Here is a 17,004-nt window from a genome sequence, read left to right on the forward strand (position 1 = left end):
ATGAGTATGATGCCCATGGCGATGGGTTTACCGATTTATGATGCACCAGGTGTGTAAGCCTGAATAGCCTTTTATGATGCAGTAAACGATGCATCCAGTAAAAATAAGTATCATGTATAATAAGGCTTAGTATCAGGCTTACCGGTACCCACCAAATGGGGTAATCACTCAATTTATTGTAAATAAGGGTGTGCTGTTTTAACGGCGTGAACAATACGAGCATAGCAATAACAGTAAACACCGCTGTTGTTTGCATCGAATATAGTATCTCCCGGATAAAATCTTTCCTGTCGGCTTGACTGCCCTGTATTTTTGATTTGCCAAAATAACCGGAAAACACTTTGTAGAAAAGCAGGAACGGTAATCCGGCTATTACAAAATATCTGACCGCCGAAACGCTAAAGATCCTGATAATAACTTCTGTTACATTTTGCATAATATCAATAATGATATACAAAGTTAAGCAGGTGAATGCCCTTATAAGATTAACAAAAGATAATTAACGCTTTGAGTGCGAGGCTATCCGTTTACGGATGCGGCTAAGCGATACAGGCGTAATGCCCAGTAAAGAAGCGATGTATTTATTGGGCACCCTGTTAATAATGTCGGGCTTGTCTTTCATCAGCTTAAGATAGCGCTCTTCGGGGTTTAGCATAATAAACGTTTCTACCCGGGCCATTGATTCGGCCAGCATATTGAGCAGAAAAAAGTTACGTGCTTTGGCAAATTGCTGGTTTTTATCAAATACATCCTGTGCCAGGTCATAATCAACCTCAAGCAGTTCGGTATCTTCTAAAGCCTGGTAAATAAACCGCGATGGTTGATGCAGTATCACATTATCATGCGAGGCCATGAACTGATCCTCCCACCTTAACAGAACAGTTATTTCATCACCGTTCTCTTTTATGCAAAAAGCCCTTATCAACCCTTTTTTGATGTAAGCAAGTTTATTGTAAGTTGCGCCCTCTTTTATGTAAACTTCGCCAATACTAAGTTTGCGTGTTTTAGCCATCTGAAACAATTTCAACAGATCGGTAAGTTTCAGATCTTTAAACAACGAGAGATAATGTTTTATCTTTTCTACATCAAGCATAGGCTAAGTTACATGCTGCTTTTTATATTAATTGTTATAAGGTTTAATATTTAAGCTATATTTTTTGCCAAGCAGTTTTGGATCAACCTCAACCTCAAGCGTTTTTGTTTCGCCCTGCATTAACGAAAAATAACCGTCGCTATATAATGCCGGCAATATTTGCCTGCCCCGGCTGTTTAACAATTGTGCCCTTATACCAAACGCCGGGGCACTTTTTGAATTGTTTACAATGGTATAAGTAAGCAGCTTGTTAACGCCATTTTTAGCCATGCTGATTCTCGGCACACTTACACGCAGGCTTGAACCCACGGCAGGTATTTTGTTCAATGCGGTATAATTTAAATAGGTATTGCCTATCCAGTAAAAGTTTTCAGATACCATTTGCCCTTTGGCATCATAAAGTTTTAGTTTTAAAAAGTGTACACCACTTAATGACGGCAACTTATCGGTACCTGCAAAGGCAACAAAAGCTTCGGCGGCAGATGCAGCGTTTACATCTATTTTGTGGGTTTGGGTGTATGTAGGGACTAACTTGCCGCTCAAGTTGTACACCTCAGCTTTAGCAATGAGCCCTTTTATATCATACGGCTTGTTATTGATAACCTTAACTGAATTTGTAGCGGCGTTCCATTGGATGTGAATAGGTTCGCAGGCCGTTTTGGCGCCAAAATACGCGCCCGTAAGGTCGTAATAGTAATCATACGTTTGCCATATCATAGTAGGGTAGGCCGATTGGCTCATCCACATCAGCATGCCCGATGCATCCTTCCACATGTGGTCGTTCCATGCCTCGAACATGGCTTTGGTGGTTTCTACGTTAAGCAATTGTGCTTTTTTACAAAAGTCTTCTAAAGAGGTAGCCGTGCCGTAACTATCATTTACCGAGTTGATATATTTAACGGGTTGCGAACCGCCACCCAGTTCGCCATCGGTACTGAAATAGTGTTTTGCCCACATGTTGGTTTTGCTGTCGACTGATTTTGTAGTAGGGGCAACCCAGTAATCCTGCGGCATGAATTTTTTGAAACTTTCGATATTTACAAAAGCCGCTGAGCCAAGTTCGCTGCGCATACCGTAAGAGCCTTTCGAGAACAAATATCCGTTATGTGGATCAGTAAAGTATGTTTTAGGATCTACGTTGCCCCAAATACCACTACCGGATAAATTGCGGCTACCACCATGGATAGAGAAATTTGGGTTTGTAGTGCCCGCGTTTGAGCGCGGAATGTACAGGCGGTCTTCGCCATCATTATCTTTAATAGCCGCCATTATAGCGTTACTTAAGGGGCCTTTCGGGTCGCCGCCGGGCACACCCTCATTAGCGCCGCACCATATTACAATAGATGGATGATTGCGTAGTTTTTTTACCTTTTCTATAGCGTTATCTTTAAAGATGCCCAGGCTATCTATAGGGCCAAAATTGTTGAGCCAAAAATCATCCCAAACCATAATGCCATACTTATCGCAATAGTTGTAAAAGGCTTCATCGGTAACTTCACCCGTCCAGTTCCTGATCATGTTAAAGTTCATATCCTGGTGAAAACGGATGCGCGTATCATAATCTTTCCCTCTAACCTTTAACATATAATCGCTCATGCCCCAGTTACCGCCCTTTAACAAAACAGGCACATCATTTATATAAACCCGCATAGGGCCGTTAAGCGCAGTGGTATCTGCCGAAACTTTCCTGATCCCGAAGGTTTTAGTGATTTGATCCGATGATGCTTGACCGTTAGCCTCAAAGCTTACCACGCAGGTATATAAGCTTTGTTTACCATAACCATTTGGCCACCATAGGCTTGGATTTTTTATGCTGAGTTGCGCGAAATCTTTTTTATCGTAATTAACCGTTTGGCTGCTATTGGCGTTTAACATAACGTCGGGACTAATAACGGTAATATTCCCCGGGTTTATGGTTAGTTTAACCTTACCGGTTACCGGTTTTGATGATGCGTTTGTCAACTTTACATTCACTGTAAGATCCGCCTGTTGTTTGTTTGGCAACGTAGCATGTACCCATGGGTCTTCTACCGCGACAGGGCCTGTGCTGGTAATACTAACGATATCTGTAAGGCCGCTATTTAAACCCGGTACTGCGGGCATCCAGTCCCAGCTGCCGCTGCTCAGGTAAGTTGGTGCCTGGCGGTTAGCTAAAGCATAACCTGCATTTGGGGGTACAATAAGCACGGCTACAGCGTTTGGCTTGGTATTGCTCACCATATCAGTAATATCATACTTGCCGCGCTGCATCAGGCCTTTTATAGTACCCATATGTCGGCCGTTTAAATATATTTCGGCCAATTTGTTTACACCATTAAAGTTTAGCCAAATGTGTTTACCCGTACCAAACGCTTTGGTAGAAAACTCCGTACGATACCAAAATGGCTTGTTATATTTTGCTTTATCTACTTTGTATATATTATCGGCGTAATCGGGGTTTTCTTCTTTACCGGCAACCACGTAGGAGTGGAACACCGTACCGGGTACTACTGCATCTATCCATGTTTTTGTGTTGAAGCCTGCCACTGATATTTTTTCGGCAGTATATTCCGCGTCGTTCTGCGGGAAAAGCTTCCATTTTAAGTTTACAGTTTGGGCCACGGCTATTTGCTGCATGCAAACTAACAATATAGCTGCAAAAAGTAGATTTCTCGTCATAAACTCAGGATGTGTAGATTGGGTATTGTTATAATTTCGACAATAATACTAAATCTTTGCTAAATCGATTTATCAATTTAATAATTTTTGATAATAATATTGATTAGTTAAAAGGCACAGACATAACAAAACTGCAATACTTGAAAACAATGGGCGTAGGCTGGCAAGCAAATAAATTTATATTTGTGCAATTACACATCAATAATGAATACTACACACCTGGTTAAAACTTTTCAGCAACTTAATGTAAACGAACTGTATGATCTGTTACGGCTACGCAGCGAAGTTTTTGTAGTTGAGCAAAACTGTGTATTCCTTGATCAGGATAATAGAGATCAGCAATGCTATCATCTGCTTGTATTTGCCGGGGATAAACTGGCAGCGTATAGCAGGTTAGTGCCTGCGGGTTTATCTTACCCGGAAGTATCCATCGGCAGGGTAATTACCTCACCAGCTTTTAGAGGCAAAGGTTTTGGCAGGAAAGTGATGGAACTGGCCATCCAAAATTGCCGGGAGATATTCGGCCAGGTTGATATCCGCATTGGAGCGCAAACTTACGCGCAGCAGTTTTATGCTTCTCTGGGTTTTGTACCCCAAGGTGATGTTTATGATGAAGATGGTATCGAACACATCGAGATGGTAATAAAACCTTAAGCTGTGTATTTATAAAATGAATGGTGGTGCTGTTTACGCTGATAGGGCAGGGACTTAGCTTACCTTGGATTGTAAAAAAGTTAAATGTTACTTAAAAAGGGGGCGTAAATTAATTTACGCCCCTTTAGTTTTAATATGATTATTGTTTCCTTAAAGTATTAACATTAATGTGCGGCCACATAATGGTGCCTTCTTTTTTAGGCGGAAATTTTGGTATGAAATTAAGATCGGCTTGTTGTGAGTACTGTAGTTGTTTAAACTTAGTGCCATCAGCAAGGGTAACATCTTCTATCCAGTAAGTAGATACAAAACGGGTTGGGTCTACAGTTTGCTGCACAAAAGGTATGTTTACTATCGCTCCGCCCGGTACATGAGTATCCACTGTAATGGTAGTTACATTACCAATATTTTGGCCTGCGATGGCATTGCGCAGCATAGTGTTAGGGTCTTGTGTGTTAAACTGCGGAAAGTTAGTATGGGTGTATTCATCTAAATAACCAAATCTCGGCGGGGTGCCAAAGTCAACCGGGCGACCCTGCACAGGCGGGATAACCGGCATCCCGTTTGATATTACCGCATCTCCTAATGCCACTACTACATCGCCATGCGGTATGCTTGATTGGCGGGCAATGGTGAAAAAATGAGCAGGTATGGCCGCTTCCAAAAAATCATGTGCTTTATCTGGCTGTGCCTGTACATCGGCCATGTAAAGCCACATGCCATTTTCCAGATGCAAAATACCTTCGGTAGCATTGTCAGTTATGGTAAGGTCATACATTAAACCGGTGATAAACTGCATGTCTATGCCGCCGCGGTTTGGCACTGGTGCACCAATTGGGGTAAAAGTGATGGTTTCCGAATAGTTTTGAATCAGTAGTTTAAAGCCGGCCTGCCCGTCTATGTGGGTTGGTACCGCGATCATATTCCATCCGGAGTTGCCACGCCAGGTGCCAACAAGATCGCCAAGGGGGCCGAGTTTCTGTGCTACTTCTGCTTCAGAGCCGCTTAATCGTACAAAGCCCCTGGGCAAGGCTTTTGAATTGTCTGTTGTCATTGTGATAAGGTTTAGGTTACTGCACAACTAATTTACAGGTAAAGAGGCAAATATATAAAGCTGTTTTTAGCTTTTTTTAAGGCTATAAAAGGGCATCGGGTGATTGTGGCCTATGCTTTAATATAACGGCTAAAATTTCTTATTTTGCAGTACCAATTATTGTAAATTAGTTTGAATGAGAACCCGCGGCCAGTATAAATTTATATTAAGTTGTTGCAGTTTATTGCTTTGCCTCCTTATACAGGCAAATACAGCAACGGCTGCCTATAATATCGATAGTCTGCAAAAGGTGCTGAACAAGATATTGGAGAACAAGGAAGCTAACAACAAGGCAAAGTTTACCGAAATTGAAAAGATCAAGCTCGAGCTAAAAGCCAACTACTCATCGTTACCGGCACGGTATAATGATTACCAGAAGCTATTTAATGCCTATAAGTCTTTCATACACGATTCTGCCTACGTGTATTGCAAAAAGCTAAATGAAAGCGCTTACCTGCTAAAAGATAATAACAAAATAAATTACGCCAAGGTAAATATGGGTTTTGTACTCATATCTGCCGGTATGTTTAAAGAGGGGCTTGATACCTTAAGTAAGGTAAATACCCATTATTTGAACGAAAAGCAGAAATTTGAGTACCTGTTTTTGCAGGCGCGCAGCCATTTTGATATAGGCGATTTTGATAAGATAGATGATTATTATTACCATTATAGCGCCATTGGCCTTAAGTATTGCGATTCTATACTAAACGCTCACAAACCAAATACCTACGAATACTTATCCGCAGCAGGCCTGAAAGCTTTGCGCAGTGCCGATTATAAGGCCGCGTTATACCCGTACCTGGCTATTATGAAACTACCGCAAACCTACCAGGACAGTGCGGTTAACCTGAGTTGTTTAAGCTACATATATTTCGTTAACAAGAACAACGACCTGGGGATGCTGCATTTAATGCAGGCCGCTATTATTGATAATGTGCATTCCACAAAAGAATCGGTTGCGCTTACCAATTTAGCTACCCGATTGTATGAGCAGGGCGATACCAAAAACGCGTTCCTGTATATCCACAACGCTATCAACGACGCTACTTTTTACGGAGCCCGCCATCGCGAAGCACAAATAAGCAGCATATTGCCAATTATTGAGAACGAAAAGATAAATGGCATAGAGAAACAGAAACGCTCGCTGATGATGTATGCGTCTATTATTACGTTACTCATCGTGGTGGTGATCATCTTTTCGGTAATTACCTCGAGGCAATTGAAGAAACTGCGCATTGCAGACGAGATCATCGTTAAAAAGAATAATGATCTGAATATTGCCAACGAATCGCTTACAAAAGTTAACTATAAGATGGACCTGGCTAACAAATCGTTAACCAATACCAATATTAAGCTGGACGAGGCAAATATGATCAAGGACGAGTACATCGGTAACTTTTTTAACATCCACTCGGATTATATTGAGAAGATAGACCGCCTGAAACGCTCGATAGAAAAAATAGTGAAAGAGAAACGGTATGATGAGGTGCAACTGGTACTAAACCGCCTGAACACCAATTTTGAACGCGAGAACCTGTCGCACAGTTTTGATAAAGTGTTCCTGAACATCTTCCCGAACTTTGTGGAAGATTTTAACACCCTGTTTGATGCTGATCACCAAACAAACCTTGCAGAAAATCAGTTGCTGAATAACGAGCTGCGCATCTTCGCGCTCATCCGTTTGGGGATAGATGAGAACGAAACTATCGCTAAGATCCTTAACTACTCGGTAAACACTATCTATACCTACAAAACAAAAGTGAAGAACCGCTCGTTCGTACCCAACGATGAATTTGAGGACAGGATAATGTGCATCAAAGCGGTTAAAGAACAACCGGTGGTAATTTAACCGGTATTGCACTTTTGTATACCATTCTTTGGTAGTTTTTATGCTTCATAGTGTATTAAAATAGCCTTTATTATCCATATTGCTTTCATGATTATCTATATAAACTTAAACCTAAAATTGATATAATCATCTAATTGTCAATTATTTACTTAAATTAATCTGTCTTTAATTTTAATATCGGTTTCCATACATATTGTATGCGGGTTTAAAGCTTCTTTACTTTGATAATGTTTGCCGGCTCATACGGCAACCCAATTATTAAACCAATTAAACCCTTTTAAATGAAACACATTTCCTTATTCAAGTACGGCTTGACTGTGCTCTTTTTTATTTGTGCTACCCTTTCTTTCGCGCAAAATACACCGTTCACAGGTAAGGTGATTGATGAGAATAACCAGCCATTACCCGGTGCAGTAGTGCGTATAAAAGGCACAGAAACCGCCACCGCAACAGATGTTAACGGCGGCTTTCGGCTCAATAGCAGCCAGCAGGCAATCGTTATTACCGTAAGCTTTGTTGGTTATGATGTGGCCGAGAAAAGCCTTGTGGCTAATCAGCCTTTAACCATCCAGATACAGCCAAACTCTAAATCATTATCAGAAGTGGTTGTTGTGGGTTATGGCACCAGTAAAAAATCGGACCTTACAGGCGCGGTAACCAACCTGGGCACCAAAGATCTAAACCCCGGGCCAATTACCAACCCGCTGCAGCAGCTATCTGGCAGGGCGGCAGGTGTTACTATTACCCAAACCGGCAGCGAGCCTGGCGCATCGCCAAGTGTGCGCATCCGGGGTATCACATCGCTTATCGGCGGTAATGACCCTCTGGTTGTTGTGGATGGCGTGCAGGGCAATATGGATCTGCTGAAACAAGTACCCCCAAGTGAGATCGAGTCTGTCGACATTTTGAAGGATGCATCGGCAACGGCTATTTATGGCTCGCGTGGTGCGCCGGGCGTTATCATCGTAACCACCAAAAAGAACAAGGCGGGTAAAACCAGTGTGGAATACACCGCCAATGCTTCTGTTGATGTATTGACCAGGCAATTAAAAGAGCTTAATGCTACACAATGGTGGGAGCAGGCGCAGCTTTATAATGTACCTGCGTCTGCCAACCACGGTTCAAGTACCGATTGGGCAGGTTTGCTAACCCAAACCGGGTCGACCCAAAACCATACCCTTGCCTTTGGCGGCGGTGCCGATAAATTCAGCTATCGTGCTTCGGTTACAGGGATTTTGCAAACAGGTACAGTTATCAATTCAAATTACAAAAACTACATAGGCCGTATCCAGGCAACGCAAAAAGCGTTGGACGACAGGTTAACCCTAACCATGAACCTGAATAGCGGTATAAACGACTCTAATTTCAGCCCTAATAGTGTGGGCCGTGCGGCATTCAGCTCAAACCTGTATAACAACGTTTATGTAGCCAGACCAACCGACCCGGTGCTTAACCCCGATGGCAGCTACTATACAGATCCCAACGTGTTCCAGTATATTAACCCTTACGCGGTTGCGAATACCATCATCAACAAAGGGCATGAGGATAATCTGTTCGGTACCCTGCGTGCCGATCTGCAACTAACCAAAGGCCTAACCGCCGACTGGTTTGGCAGCTGGAGACGGATAAACGGTAACTCGGGTTATTATTTGCCTGCCATGTCAACCGTGGCTACGGCAGTTGATAACAAGGGGATAGCCAATATCAACAATTACCATACTGATGAAAAGCTAAATGACATCAGCCTGAACTATAAAACCGATTTTGGTAAACACCACTTAGATGCCGTAGCGGTATACGAGTACCAGATCCAAAGCTATAACGGCAATTTTGCCCAGGCAAAAGGGTTTATTAATGATATTGCAACCTATAATGCTTTGCAATTAGGCGATATCACCAAAGTTACCCCTGGTGATTTCAGCTCCTACAAAAACGACAGGAAACTGGTATCGTACATTGGCCGTGTTAATTACTCCTACAATAACCGCTACCTGTTAACAGCAAGTTTCAGGAGGGATGGCTCATCCGTGTTTGGGGTTAACCACAAGTGGGGCGATTTCCCTTCTGCGTCATTAGCATGGCGTGTAGACCAGGAATCCTTCATGAAAAACCAGCGCATCTTCAGTACGTTGAAACTGCGCGGCGGTTACGGTATTACAGGTAACCAGCAGGGTTTATTCCCGCAGGGTTCAATCCCGTTGGTAGGCAGCGCACCGCCGGTATTTTTTGGCGGGGAGCTTATTTCCAACTTTATTGCCAGCCAAAATGCCAACTCAGATCTGCGCTGGGAAACCCGCAAGCAAACAAACCTTGGTGTTGACTTCGGCTTGTTTAACGACCGTTTACTGGGTTCGGTAGATGTTTACACCGCAACTACCAGTAACCTGCTGTTTGGTTACTCGGTACCGCAGCCGCCTTTCCCTTACGGCAGCATCCAGGCTAACGTAGGCAGTATGGTTAATAAAGGGTTGGAGGTAACTTTAAGCTACCAGGTTATTAAAAATAATACCACTACACTTACACTTGCTGGTAACGCAACCTTGTTAAAAAACAAGGTGCTTAACTTAAGCGGTTCTATTAACGGTGTACCGCTTAATACCAATTACGTGCCAAGAGGAGGTAACTCTTACCTGATTGAAGGTTACCCGGTAGGCGTTTTCAATATTATTAAACACCTGGGTAAAGATGCCACCAACTCCGAAACTGTGGTTGACCAGGATGGTAACGGCATTATTGATCAGGGCGACAGGAGCCCGGACAGGGTAATAGCCGGCCAGGCCTTGCCTAAATACACCTTTGGTTTTACGCCAAGCTTTAGCTACAAAAACTTTGATGCATCAATGGTGTGGCGCGGATCTGGTGGTAATAAAATTTACAATGCTATCCGTGCAAACCTAAGCTACTTCGAAAACCTGGGTAAGGCTAATGTACTGCAAAGCGCTGTGCCGCTGGGCTTGTTCCATTCGCAATATGGCAGCGACCTGTGGTTAGAAGATGGCTCATTCATCCGTTGGGAAAATCTGAACCTGGGTTACCGTATTACTATGCCTAATTCAAAATACATCAGCTCTATAAGGTTCTCTGTAACGGGTAATAACCTGCTGTTGATTACCAAATACAGTGGTGCTGACCCTGAATTGCCTACCGATGGTAACAATACAACCGGGATTGATAATGGTATTTATCCGCGTACCCGCGTAGTGGCCCTGGGCTTAAATGTAGTATTTAAATAAAATATTGATTAGAGATGAAAAAGATATTAACAAGCATTTTACTTATTGGCCTGGCCGCCCAAAGCTGTACCAAGGTTAACGAAAATGTATACGATAAGTATTCGTCGAAGGAGTTTTACGCGTCGCCGCAAGGGGCGGATGTGGCCCTGGCAAACGTGTACTCGCAGGTAGGTGGCAACTGGAACGGTGTTGGCTATGCCGGTGCCGATAACGGATGGTATGACCTGAACAGTTTCTCGAGCGACGAGCAGGTGATCCCGCACCGCCGTACGGGCGACTGGCAGCTTGATTTTGCACAGCTTTACAAGCGCCAGTGGCTGCCAAGCATGGGCATCATCAGCAACACCTGGAACTGGCTTTACAAATCTGTTTATACAGCCAACCTCGCGGTAGATCTGCTGGAAACCTCCAAAGCCGATCCCGCTAAAATTGCCGAGGCAAGGGTATTGCGCGCATTCTTCTATTATTTACTGATAGATGATTTTGGCAACGTACCTTTTTACACCGATAACAACATTACTGTTGATAAACTGCCGCAGGTAGACCGTAAAACAGTATATGATTTTATTGTAAAGGAACTTACTGAGAACGTTGACAAGCTATCTGAAACCAAGGGTGGCGAGTATTATGGCCGTTTTAACAAATGGGCTGGTTATGCTTTGCTGGCCAAGGTTTACCTTAACGCAGAAGTTTATACCGGTACCCCAAAATGGACGGAATGCCTTGCCGCTTGTAATAAAATAGCGCAGGGTGGTTTCTCACTGCATCCGGGTGCGGCAAATGCTGCAAGCCCGCTGGGTTACCAGTATTACGAGCTTTTTGGCGATAAAAACCCGACAGACGAAACCATATTATCCATGTTTGTAACGGTTGATATCGTATCGCGCAATATCCTCACTATCCGCAGCTTAAACGGGCCTAATTTTAATGCAGTTTACGGCTTCAGCGGGTGGAATGGAAGTATCATCCCGCAGGAATATTATGAAAAATTTGCCGATAACGATATCCGTAAAAAACAATTCCTGATTGGTGCGCAGCCGGGCGGTGTAAATTATACTGCCGAGGTAAGTTCGCTTGATGACCCGGGCGCATTCCCTGACGAAGGCGTGCGCGATACCAAGTTTGTACCGGTATTACCCATGAACGGTGGCGGTGCATCAAACGATTTTCCTATTTATCGCTATGCAGATATTATGCTGATGCAGGCCGAATGTAATGTGCGTCTGGGTAACGCGCCGGCAGCAAAACCATTTGTTGATGCCGTAAGGCAGCGTGCAGGTTTAGGCGCTTTAAGTGCCGACCCAACCCTTACGGATGTTTATAACGAACGTGGTTTTGAGCTGAACTGGGAAGGCCACCGCAGGCAGGATATGATCAGGTTTAACACCTTTACCCTGGCCCATGGCTTTGTACCCGCTGTTGGCGATTTCAGGAAGCTATTCCCCATACCAACCAGCGCGCTTAACACCAACACCAATTTAAAACAAAATCCTGGTTACAATTAATCCGAATCAAGATCATGAAAAAAATATTTAGTCTCGCTATACTATTGGTCGCCTGTATAGCCTATGGATGTAAAAAGGAGGCCAATTTAACTGTATTGAAAACGGCATCGTTTGGCGATGGCTCTTCACTGAGTGCATCGGCCAATTCGGTAACGCTTTCAAAGGCGAATGATACTACATCGGTAGTAACCTTTTCCTGGCCGGCGGTTAAGTACACTATTAAGGCATCGGTTACATACACTTTGCAAATTGATGTACCTGCTGATACGGTAGGTACCAATGCATGGGCAAATGCCAAAAAAATAGTTGTAGGTAACGATGTGCTTAGCAAATCGTACCTGGGTAAAGACCTTAACACGCTTGCAACCGATATGGGCATTGCGCCCGGTACCGAAGGCACATTGGTAGTGCGTGTGCAATCCTACCAGGACCAGTACGCGTACAGCAAAACAGTTGTTTTAAAGGTAAAGCCTTATCAGCCCATAGCAATTTACCCATTGTTATATATACCGGGTAATTACCAGGGATGGAGCCCGGGTACAGCGCCAACCGCGGCAGCCCTTAAACCAAAAATTTACGAAGGCTATGTGTACATGGCGCCGGCAGATAACTACTACTTTAAATTTACCAGCGCGCAGGATTGGGATCACATCAACTATGGTGACGCCGGGGCGGGTGCTATCACTACAGATGGTTTAGCGGGCGGTTTGTTATCGCCGGGGCCGGGGTATGTGCAGGTATCTATCAATCTCAATACCAATACCTGGTCGGCAGTGCCAACTACCTGGTCAATATTGGGCGATGCATCGCCGGGCGGCTGGAATACTGATACGCAGCTTACCTATGATGTAGCCAAAGAAGTATGGACAGTAACCTGCGATATGAAAAAGGATGGGTCGTTCAAGTTTAGGGCAAATAATAACTGGGTAATAGACTTTGGCGTAAATGCCGATGGTAACCTGGCTTATGCGGATAGCCCTGTATTTGGGTATGATGGTTCTGTACAAAACATCACCGTACCGGCTGATGGTAATTATACCATTACGCTCGATCTGCATGATCCATCAAATTACAACTATAAATTAAAGAAAAATTAATGCACAGGGCGGTTTACGCCGCCCTGTTTAATTTGATATTATGAAATTAAAACCAACACAAACTCTAATGAAACTGCTGCTTTTATCGCTCATTACCGTTTTTAGCTTTTGTAAAAAGGATAGCAATACCAACGTAAAAACCGACCCTGTTTACACACAATATGGTACACCATTTGCCGGCGTACCCAGCACAAGCGATGCTGCCATTTACCAGGTTAACCTGCGTGCGTTTAGCGCCAACCACGATTTTAAAAGCGTTACAGCTAAACTGGATGGCATAAAAAGCCTTGGTATAAACGTAGTTTACCTGATGCCTATTTACCCGGTGGGGGTAAAAAATTCTGCTGGCGGCCTGGGGTCACCGTATTCGGTTAAAGATTATAAAGCTGTTAACACCGAATTTGGGACCCTTGATGATCTGAAAGCCTTGGTAGATGCCGCCCACGCAAAAGGTATGGCCGTAATCCTCGATTGGGTTGCCAACCATACCTCCTGGGATAACGCCTGGACAGCAAACAAAAGCTGGTACAAACTGGATGCACAGGGTAACTTTACCCCGCCTGCCGGTACCAACTGGAGTGACGTAATTGCGCTTGACTATAATAATAAAGATATGCGCGCCGCTATGATTGATGCCATGAAGTATTGGGTTTACAACGCCAATATTGATGGTTACCGTTGCGATGCCGCCGATTTTGTTCCGCTTGATTTTTGGAAAGAGGCTAATGATGCCATGAAAAGCATTACCACCCACAAATTGCTGATGCTTGCCGAAGGTACCCGTAACGATCATTTCCAGGCAGGTTTCCAGATGGTTTATGGGATGGGTTATTACTCCGATTTGAAGAACAAGGTGTTTGATAAAGCAAACTCATTAACGCTTTTGCAGAATCTTAACGTAAGCGAATATGCTACCGCCAAACCTGGTTCGCAAGTGGTTAGGTATACCACCAACCACGATGTTTACCTAAGCGATGGCAGCCCTGTAAATATTTACGGGGGTAAAACAGGCTCAATGGCGGCCTTCCTGATTACGGCTTACATGAAAGGCGTACCTATGATATACAATGGGCAGGAAGTGGGTACTACGCAAAAAATAGATTTCTTTTACAACACGCCGATAGATTGGAGTACCAACCCGGAAATGACCACGGAGTATAAGAACATCCTCAATTTCCGCGCGGGCAGTGATGCCGTTAAAACCGGCGACCTTAGTGTTTACAGCAGCGATGATGTGGCAGCTTTCACAAAATCAACCGACAAACAGAAGGTTTTAGTAATAGCCAATATGCGCAACAATAATGCTACTTACACTATCCCGCCGGCACTTGCCGGCGCAGGGTGGAAAAACGCCTTCAGCAATGCTACAGTAGCCTTAAACGGCCAGTTGTACCTGCAGCCATATCAGCATATGGTATTAGTGCAATAATTAATTAGTGGTTAATTATATTTGGTTTAAGTCCCGTGAGCTTTGGCTTGCGGGGCTTTATTATTTAAGATCATTTATTCCCTTTATGGCACGTACTTTATGTTTTAATTTTATGATCAATTACGTTGCTTTGGGGTATATCAAATAATTAAAGCGTTGAATAATAAGTAACACCTGTATCTTTATTCTAAGATAAAGGGAGGGTGAACCAAAAGCTGCTCCCTTTATCAACTTCGCTATCTACACCAATGTGTCCGCCCAGCTTTTTGATGATCTCGGCGCAGATATACAGGCCAAGCCCCAGGCCCGAATATTGGGTGCCGCTTTTATCAACCCGGTAATAGCGGTCAAATAAATGGGGTACCATATCTGTTGCAATACCGGGGCCTTCATCGTTAACAGATATCTTAACCATAGTGTCTTGTTTTTTAATGCTGATAATGATCTCTTTTGATTGTGGGGCATATTTTACAGCATTATTTACAAAGTTTACCAATATCTGTTCTACACGCCCGGCATCGGTAAACACTTCTATCGCACTATCGCCTTTTGTTATAATATTATACATCCCACCTGCGCGTACATGATGGCAGCAACCATCAATTATATCGCCTACAATAAATTTGCTTTTATGTATATGTAATTGCCCCTGGTTAAGCTTGCTTACATTCAGCAAATCATCAATAAGGCTGTTTACTTTATCCATGCTTTTATTAGCCGTTACTATCAGTTTCGGTATCATGGGCGATGTGGGATTATCCTTCAGCTTGTCTAATAATTGCAGCGAGGCTTTTAAGCTTGTTACAGGGGTTTTTAGTTCATGGCTGGCAATGCTCATAAAATCGTCCTTTTGTTTCAAAAGCTCTATAGTTGCCTCGTCCAGCATTTTTTGTACAGAAATATCCAGGGAAGTACCCACAAAGCGGTAGGCAACGCCATCTATATCAAAGTATGCCTTGCCCTTAAATTTAAGCCATTTTGATTTTTTATCGATAGACTCTATCGTACGGAACTCCTCATCATACTCGCCATCATTATGCCCTGCCAATGCGTTTTTAAGTGCTTTATCTACTTTTATTTTATCATTAGCATGTATCAGGTTTATAAAGCGTTGGTATGTGATCGAATCTTTGGCCGATAGGTTAAACATTTCCTTACAACGATGGTCCCAGATCAGTTCGCCGGTTAATGTGTTATAGTCCCATGTGCCGAGGCCTGCCGCATCCACAGCAAGTTTTAAACGCTCTTTGCTCTCTTTAAACAATTTTTCTACCTCGGCCAAACCATCTTCAACCTTGCGTTTATCGGTAATGTCTTCAATAGCAAGCAGTATCAATTGATCGCCGTTTATTTTTTCCAGCTGACGGGCATTCAGGCACATTACTTTACGCCCAATGGTTGGGAATACGTGTGTAACCTGGTAATCTTTTACTATTTTTTTTTCGGGCAGTATCATGTCGAGCATGTTACGCAGCGCCGGGATATCCCATTGCAGGTTGCCCAGGTCATAAATATACCGTCCTTCCGTTTCTTTTTCGGTAACCTTAAACTTTGTGTAAAAACCATTGGTAGCGCGTTTTACACGTAAATCTTTATCCAGGATGATGAGCGGGTCGCCAATGGTATTGATAATACCTTCGGTATAGGTGCGGGCATTATTCAGTTCCTCATTACGTTCCAGCAGCTCGTTATTTACAATAATGATCTCTTCATTGGTGCTTTGCAGCTCTTCTTTTGAGGTTTCCATTTCCTCATTTACGGTCTGCATTTCTTCACTGCCCGATAATAACTCCTGGTTGGCGCTTTGCAGTTCCTCGTAAACAGATTCCTGCTCATCGGTAACCGCGCGCATATCTGCACGTGTTTGCATCAGTTCGGCTTCCAGTTGTTCAATCCTTAAATTATTTGCGTAACTGCTGGCCCGTTCTGTAGCGTTACCGTCCGTATTGTCAATATATACTATTTGCGACAGGTCTTCTTTAAAGATCACCAGATAATGCTGATCATTTGTATTAGCAAGGGGGGCAACTTCCATATCTACGTGATGCTGCTCATCGCCAATTTTAAATAATACGTTATTTTTGCTAACTACGGTATTGGTTTTTTTAGCCTGCTGTAATAAGTTGCGCAACTCAAAAGCCAAACCTTCGCGAGCCATTTTTAAAATATTTAAGCTTGCCTTGCCGCTGGGCAATGCCAGCCAGTTATCGGTTTTGCCCCTAAACTGTATAATGTCAAATTCTTGGTTAACCAATACGCCCGATGGTGAATACCTGGCAAGGATAGTATCATCAGCAATTTTAAAAACGTCCTGTTTGCCGCTTTCCTTACGGATGCTGTTATCGATATTTTTAAAACTTTGCTCGCCACCGCGGCTGGTTACCGGCATGTGG

General features: G+C 43.4%; 11 protein-coding genes. 6 read left to right on the forward strand and 5 right to left on the reverse strand.

What is annotated here, in order from left to right; translation table 11 throughout:
• The 3 genes from WC615_RS16730 to WC615_RS16740 all read right to left on the reverse strand — a co-directional run.
• Positions 1 to 436 (reverse strand): sterol desaturase family protein (locus WC615_RS16730; RefSeq protein WP_372979222.1); only part of this gene is annotated, 436 nt, incomplete at its 3' end.
• 63 nt (positions 437 to 499) lie between these two features.
• On the reverse strand, positions 500 to 1,093 hold the full coding sequence (locus WC615_RS16735; protein WP_372979223.1) for a Crp/Fnr family transcriptional regulator: 594 nt from the start codon (positions 1,091 to 1,093) through the stop codon (positions 500 to 502).
• Between the two features lie 27 nt (positions 1,094 to 1,120).
• Complete coding sequence (locus tag WC615_RS16740; protein WP_372979224.1) at positions 1,121 to 3,751, reverse strand: sugar-binding domain-containing protein; 2,631 nt, start codon at positions 3,749 to 3,751, stop codon at positions 1,121 to 1,123.
• A 204-nt stretch (positions 3,752 to 3,955) separates the two neighbouring features.
• Here WC615_RS16740 and WC615_RS16745 point away from each other — a divergent pair, with 204 nt between their 5' ends.
• Positions 3,956 to 4,405, forward strand: a complete 450-nt coding sequence (locus tag WC615_RS16745; RefSeq protein WP_372979225.1) for a GNAT family N-acetyltransferase — start codon at positions 3,956 to 3,958, stop codon at positions 4,403 to 4,405.
• Positions 4,406 to 4,544: 139 nt separating this feature from the next.
• Here WC615_RS16745 and WC615_RS16750 read toward each other — a convergent pair whose 3' ends face one another.
• Complete coding sequence (locus WC615_RS16750; protein WP_372979226.1) at positions 4,545 to 5,459, reverse strand: heme-binding protein; 915 nt, start codon at positions 5,457 to 5,459, stop codon at positions 4,545 to 4,547.
• 175 nt (positions 5,460 to 5,634) lie between these two features.
• Here WC615_RS16750 and WC615_RS16755 point away from each other — a divergent pair, with 175 nt between their 5' ends.
• From WC615_RS16755 to WC615_RS16775, 5 genes are all read left to right on the forward strand, one after another.
• A complete protein-coding gene (locus WC615_RS16755; RefSeq protein WP_372979227.1) occupies positions 5,635 to 7,347 on the forward strand; it encodes a DUF6377 domain-containing protein in 1,713 nt (570 codons plus the stop codon).
• 281 nt (positions 7,348 to 7,628) lie between these two features.
• Positions 7,629 to 10,580: a SusC/RagA family TonB-linked outer membrane protein gene (locus WC615_RS16760; RefSeq protein ID WP_372979228.1), complete on the forward strand. Its 2,952-nt coding sequence runs from the start codon at positions 7,629 to 7,631 to the stop codon at positions 10,578 to 10,580.
• Positions 10,581 to 10,594: 14 nt separating this feature from the next.
• Positions 10,595 to 12,085 carry a RagB/SusD family nutrient uptake outer membrane protein gene (locus tag WC615_RS16765; RefSeq protein WP_372979229.1) on the forward strand — a complete coding sequence of 497 codons (1,491 nt, stop codon included), beginning with the start codon at positions 10,595 to 10,597 and terminating at the stop codon, positions 12,083 to 12,085.
• Between the two features lie 14 nt (positions 12,086 to 12,099).
• On the forward strand, positions 12,100 to 13,182 hold the full coding sequence (locus WC615_RS16770) for a SusE domain-containing protein (protein WP_372979230.1): 1,083 nt from the start codon (positions 12,100 to 12,102) through the stop codon (positions 13,180 to 13,182).
• A 67-nt stretch (positions 13,183 to 13,249) separates the two neighbouring features.
• Positions 13,250 to 14,611 (forward strand): alpha-amylase family glycosyl hydrolase, encoded by a 1,362-nt coding sequence (locus tag WC615_RS16775; RefSeq protein ID WP_372979231.1) that lies wholly within the window; start codon positions 13,250 to 13,252, stop codon positions 14,609 to 14,611.
• A 187-nt stretch (positions 14,612 to 14,798) separates the two neighbouring features.
• Here the strand turns inward: WC615_RS16775 and WC615_RS16780 are convergent.
• A partial coding sequence (locus WC615_RS16780) for an ATP-binding protein (RefSeq protein WP_372979232.1) occupies positions 14,799 to 17,004 on the reverse strand: 2,206 nt, incomplete at its 5' end.

Source organism: Mucilaginibacter sp., assembly GCF_041663085.1.
Lineage (GTDB): Bacteria > Bacteroidota > Bacteroidia > Sphingobacteriales > Sphingobacteriaceae > Mucilaginibacter.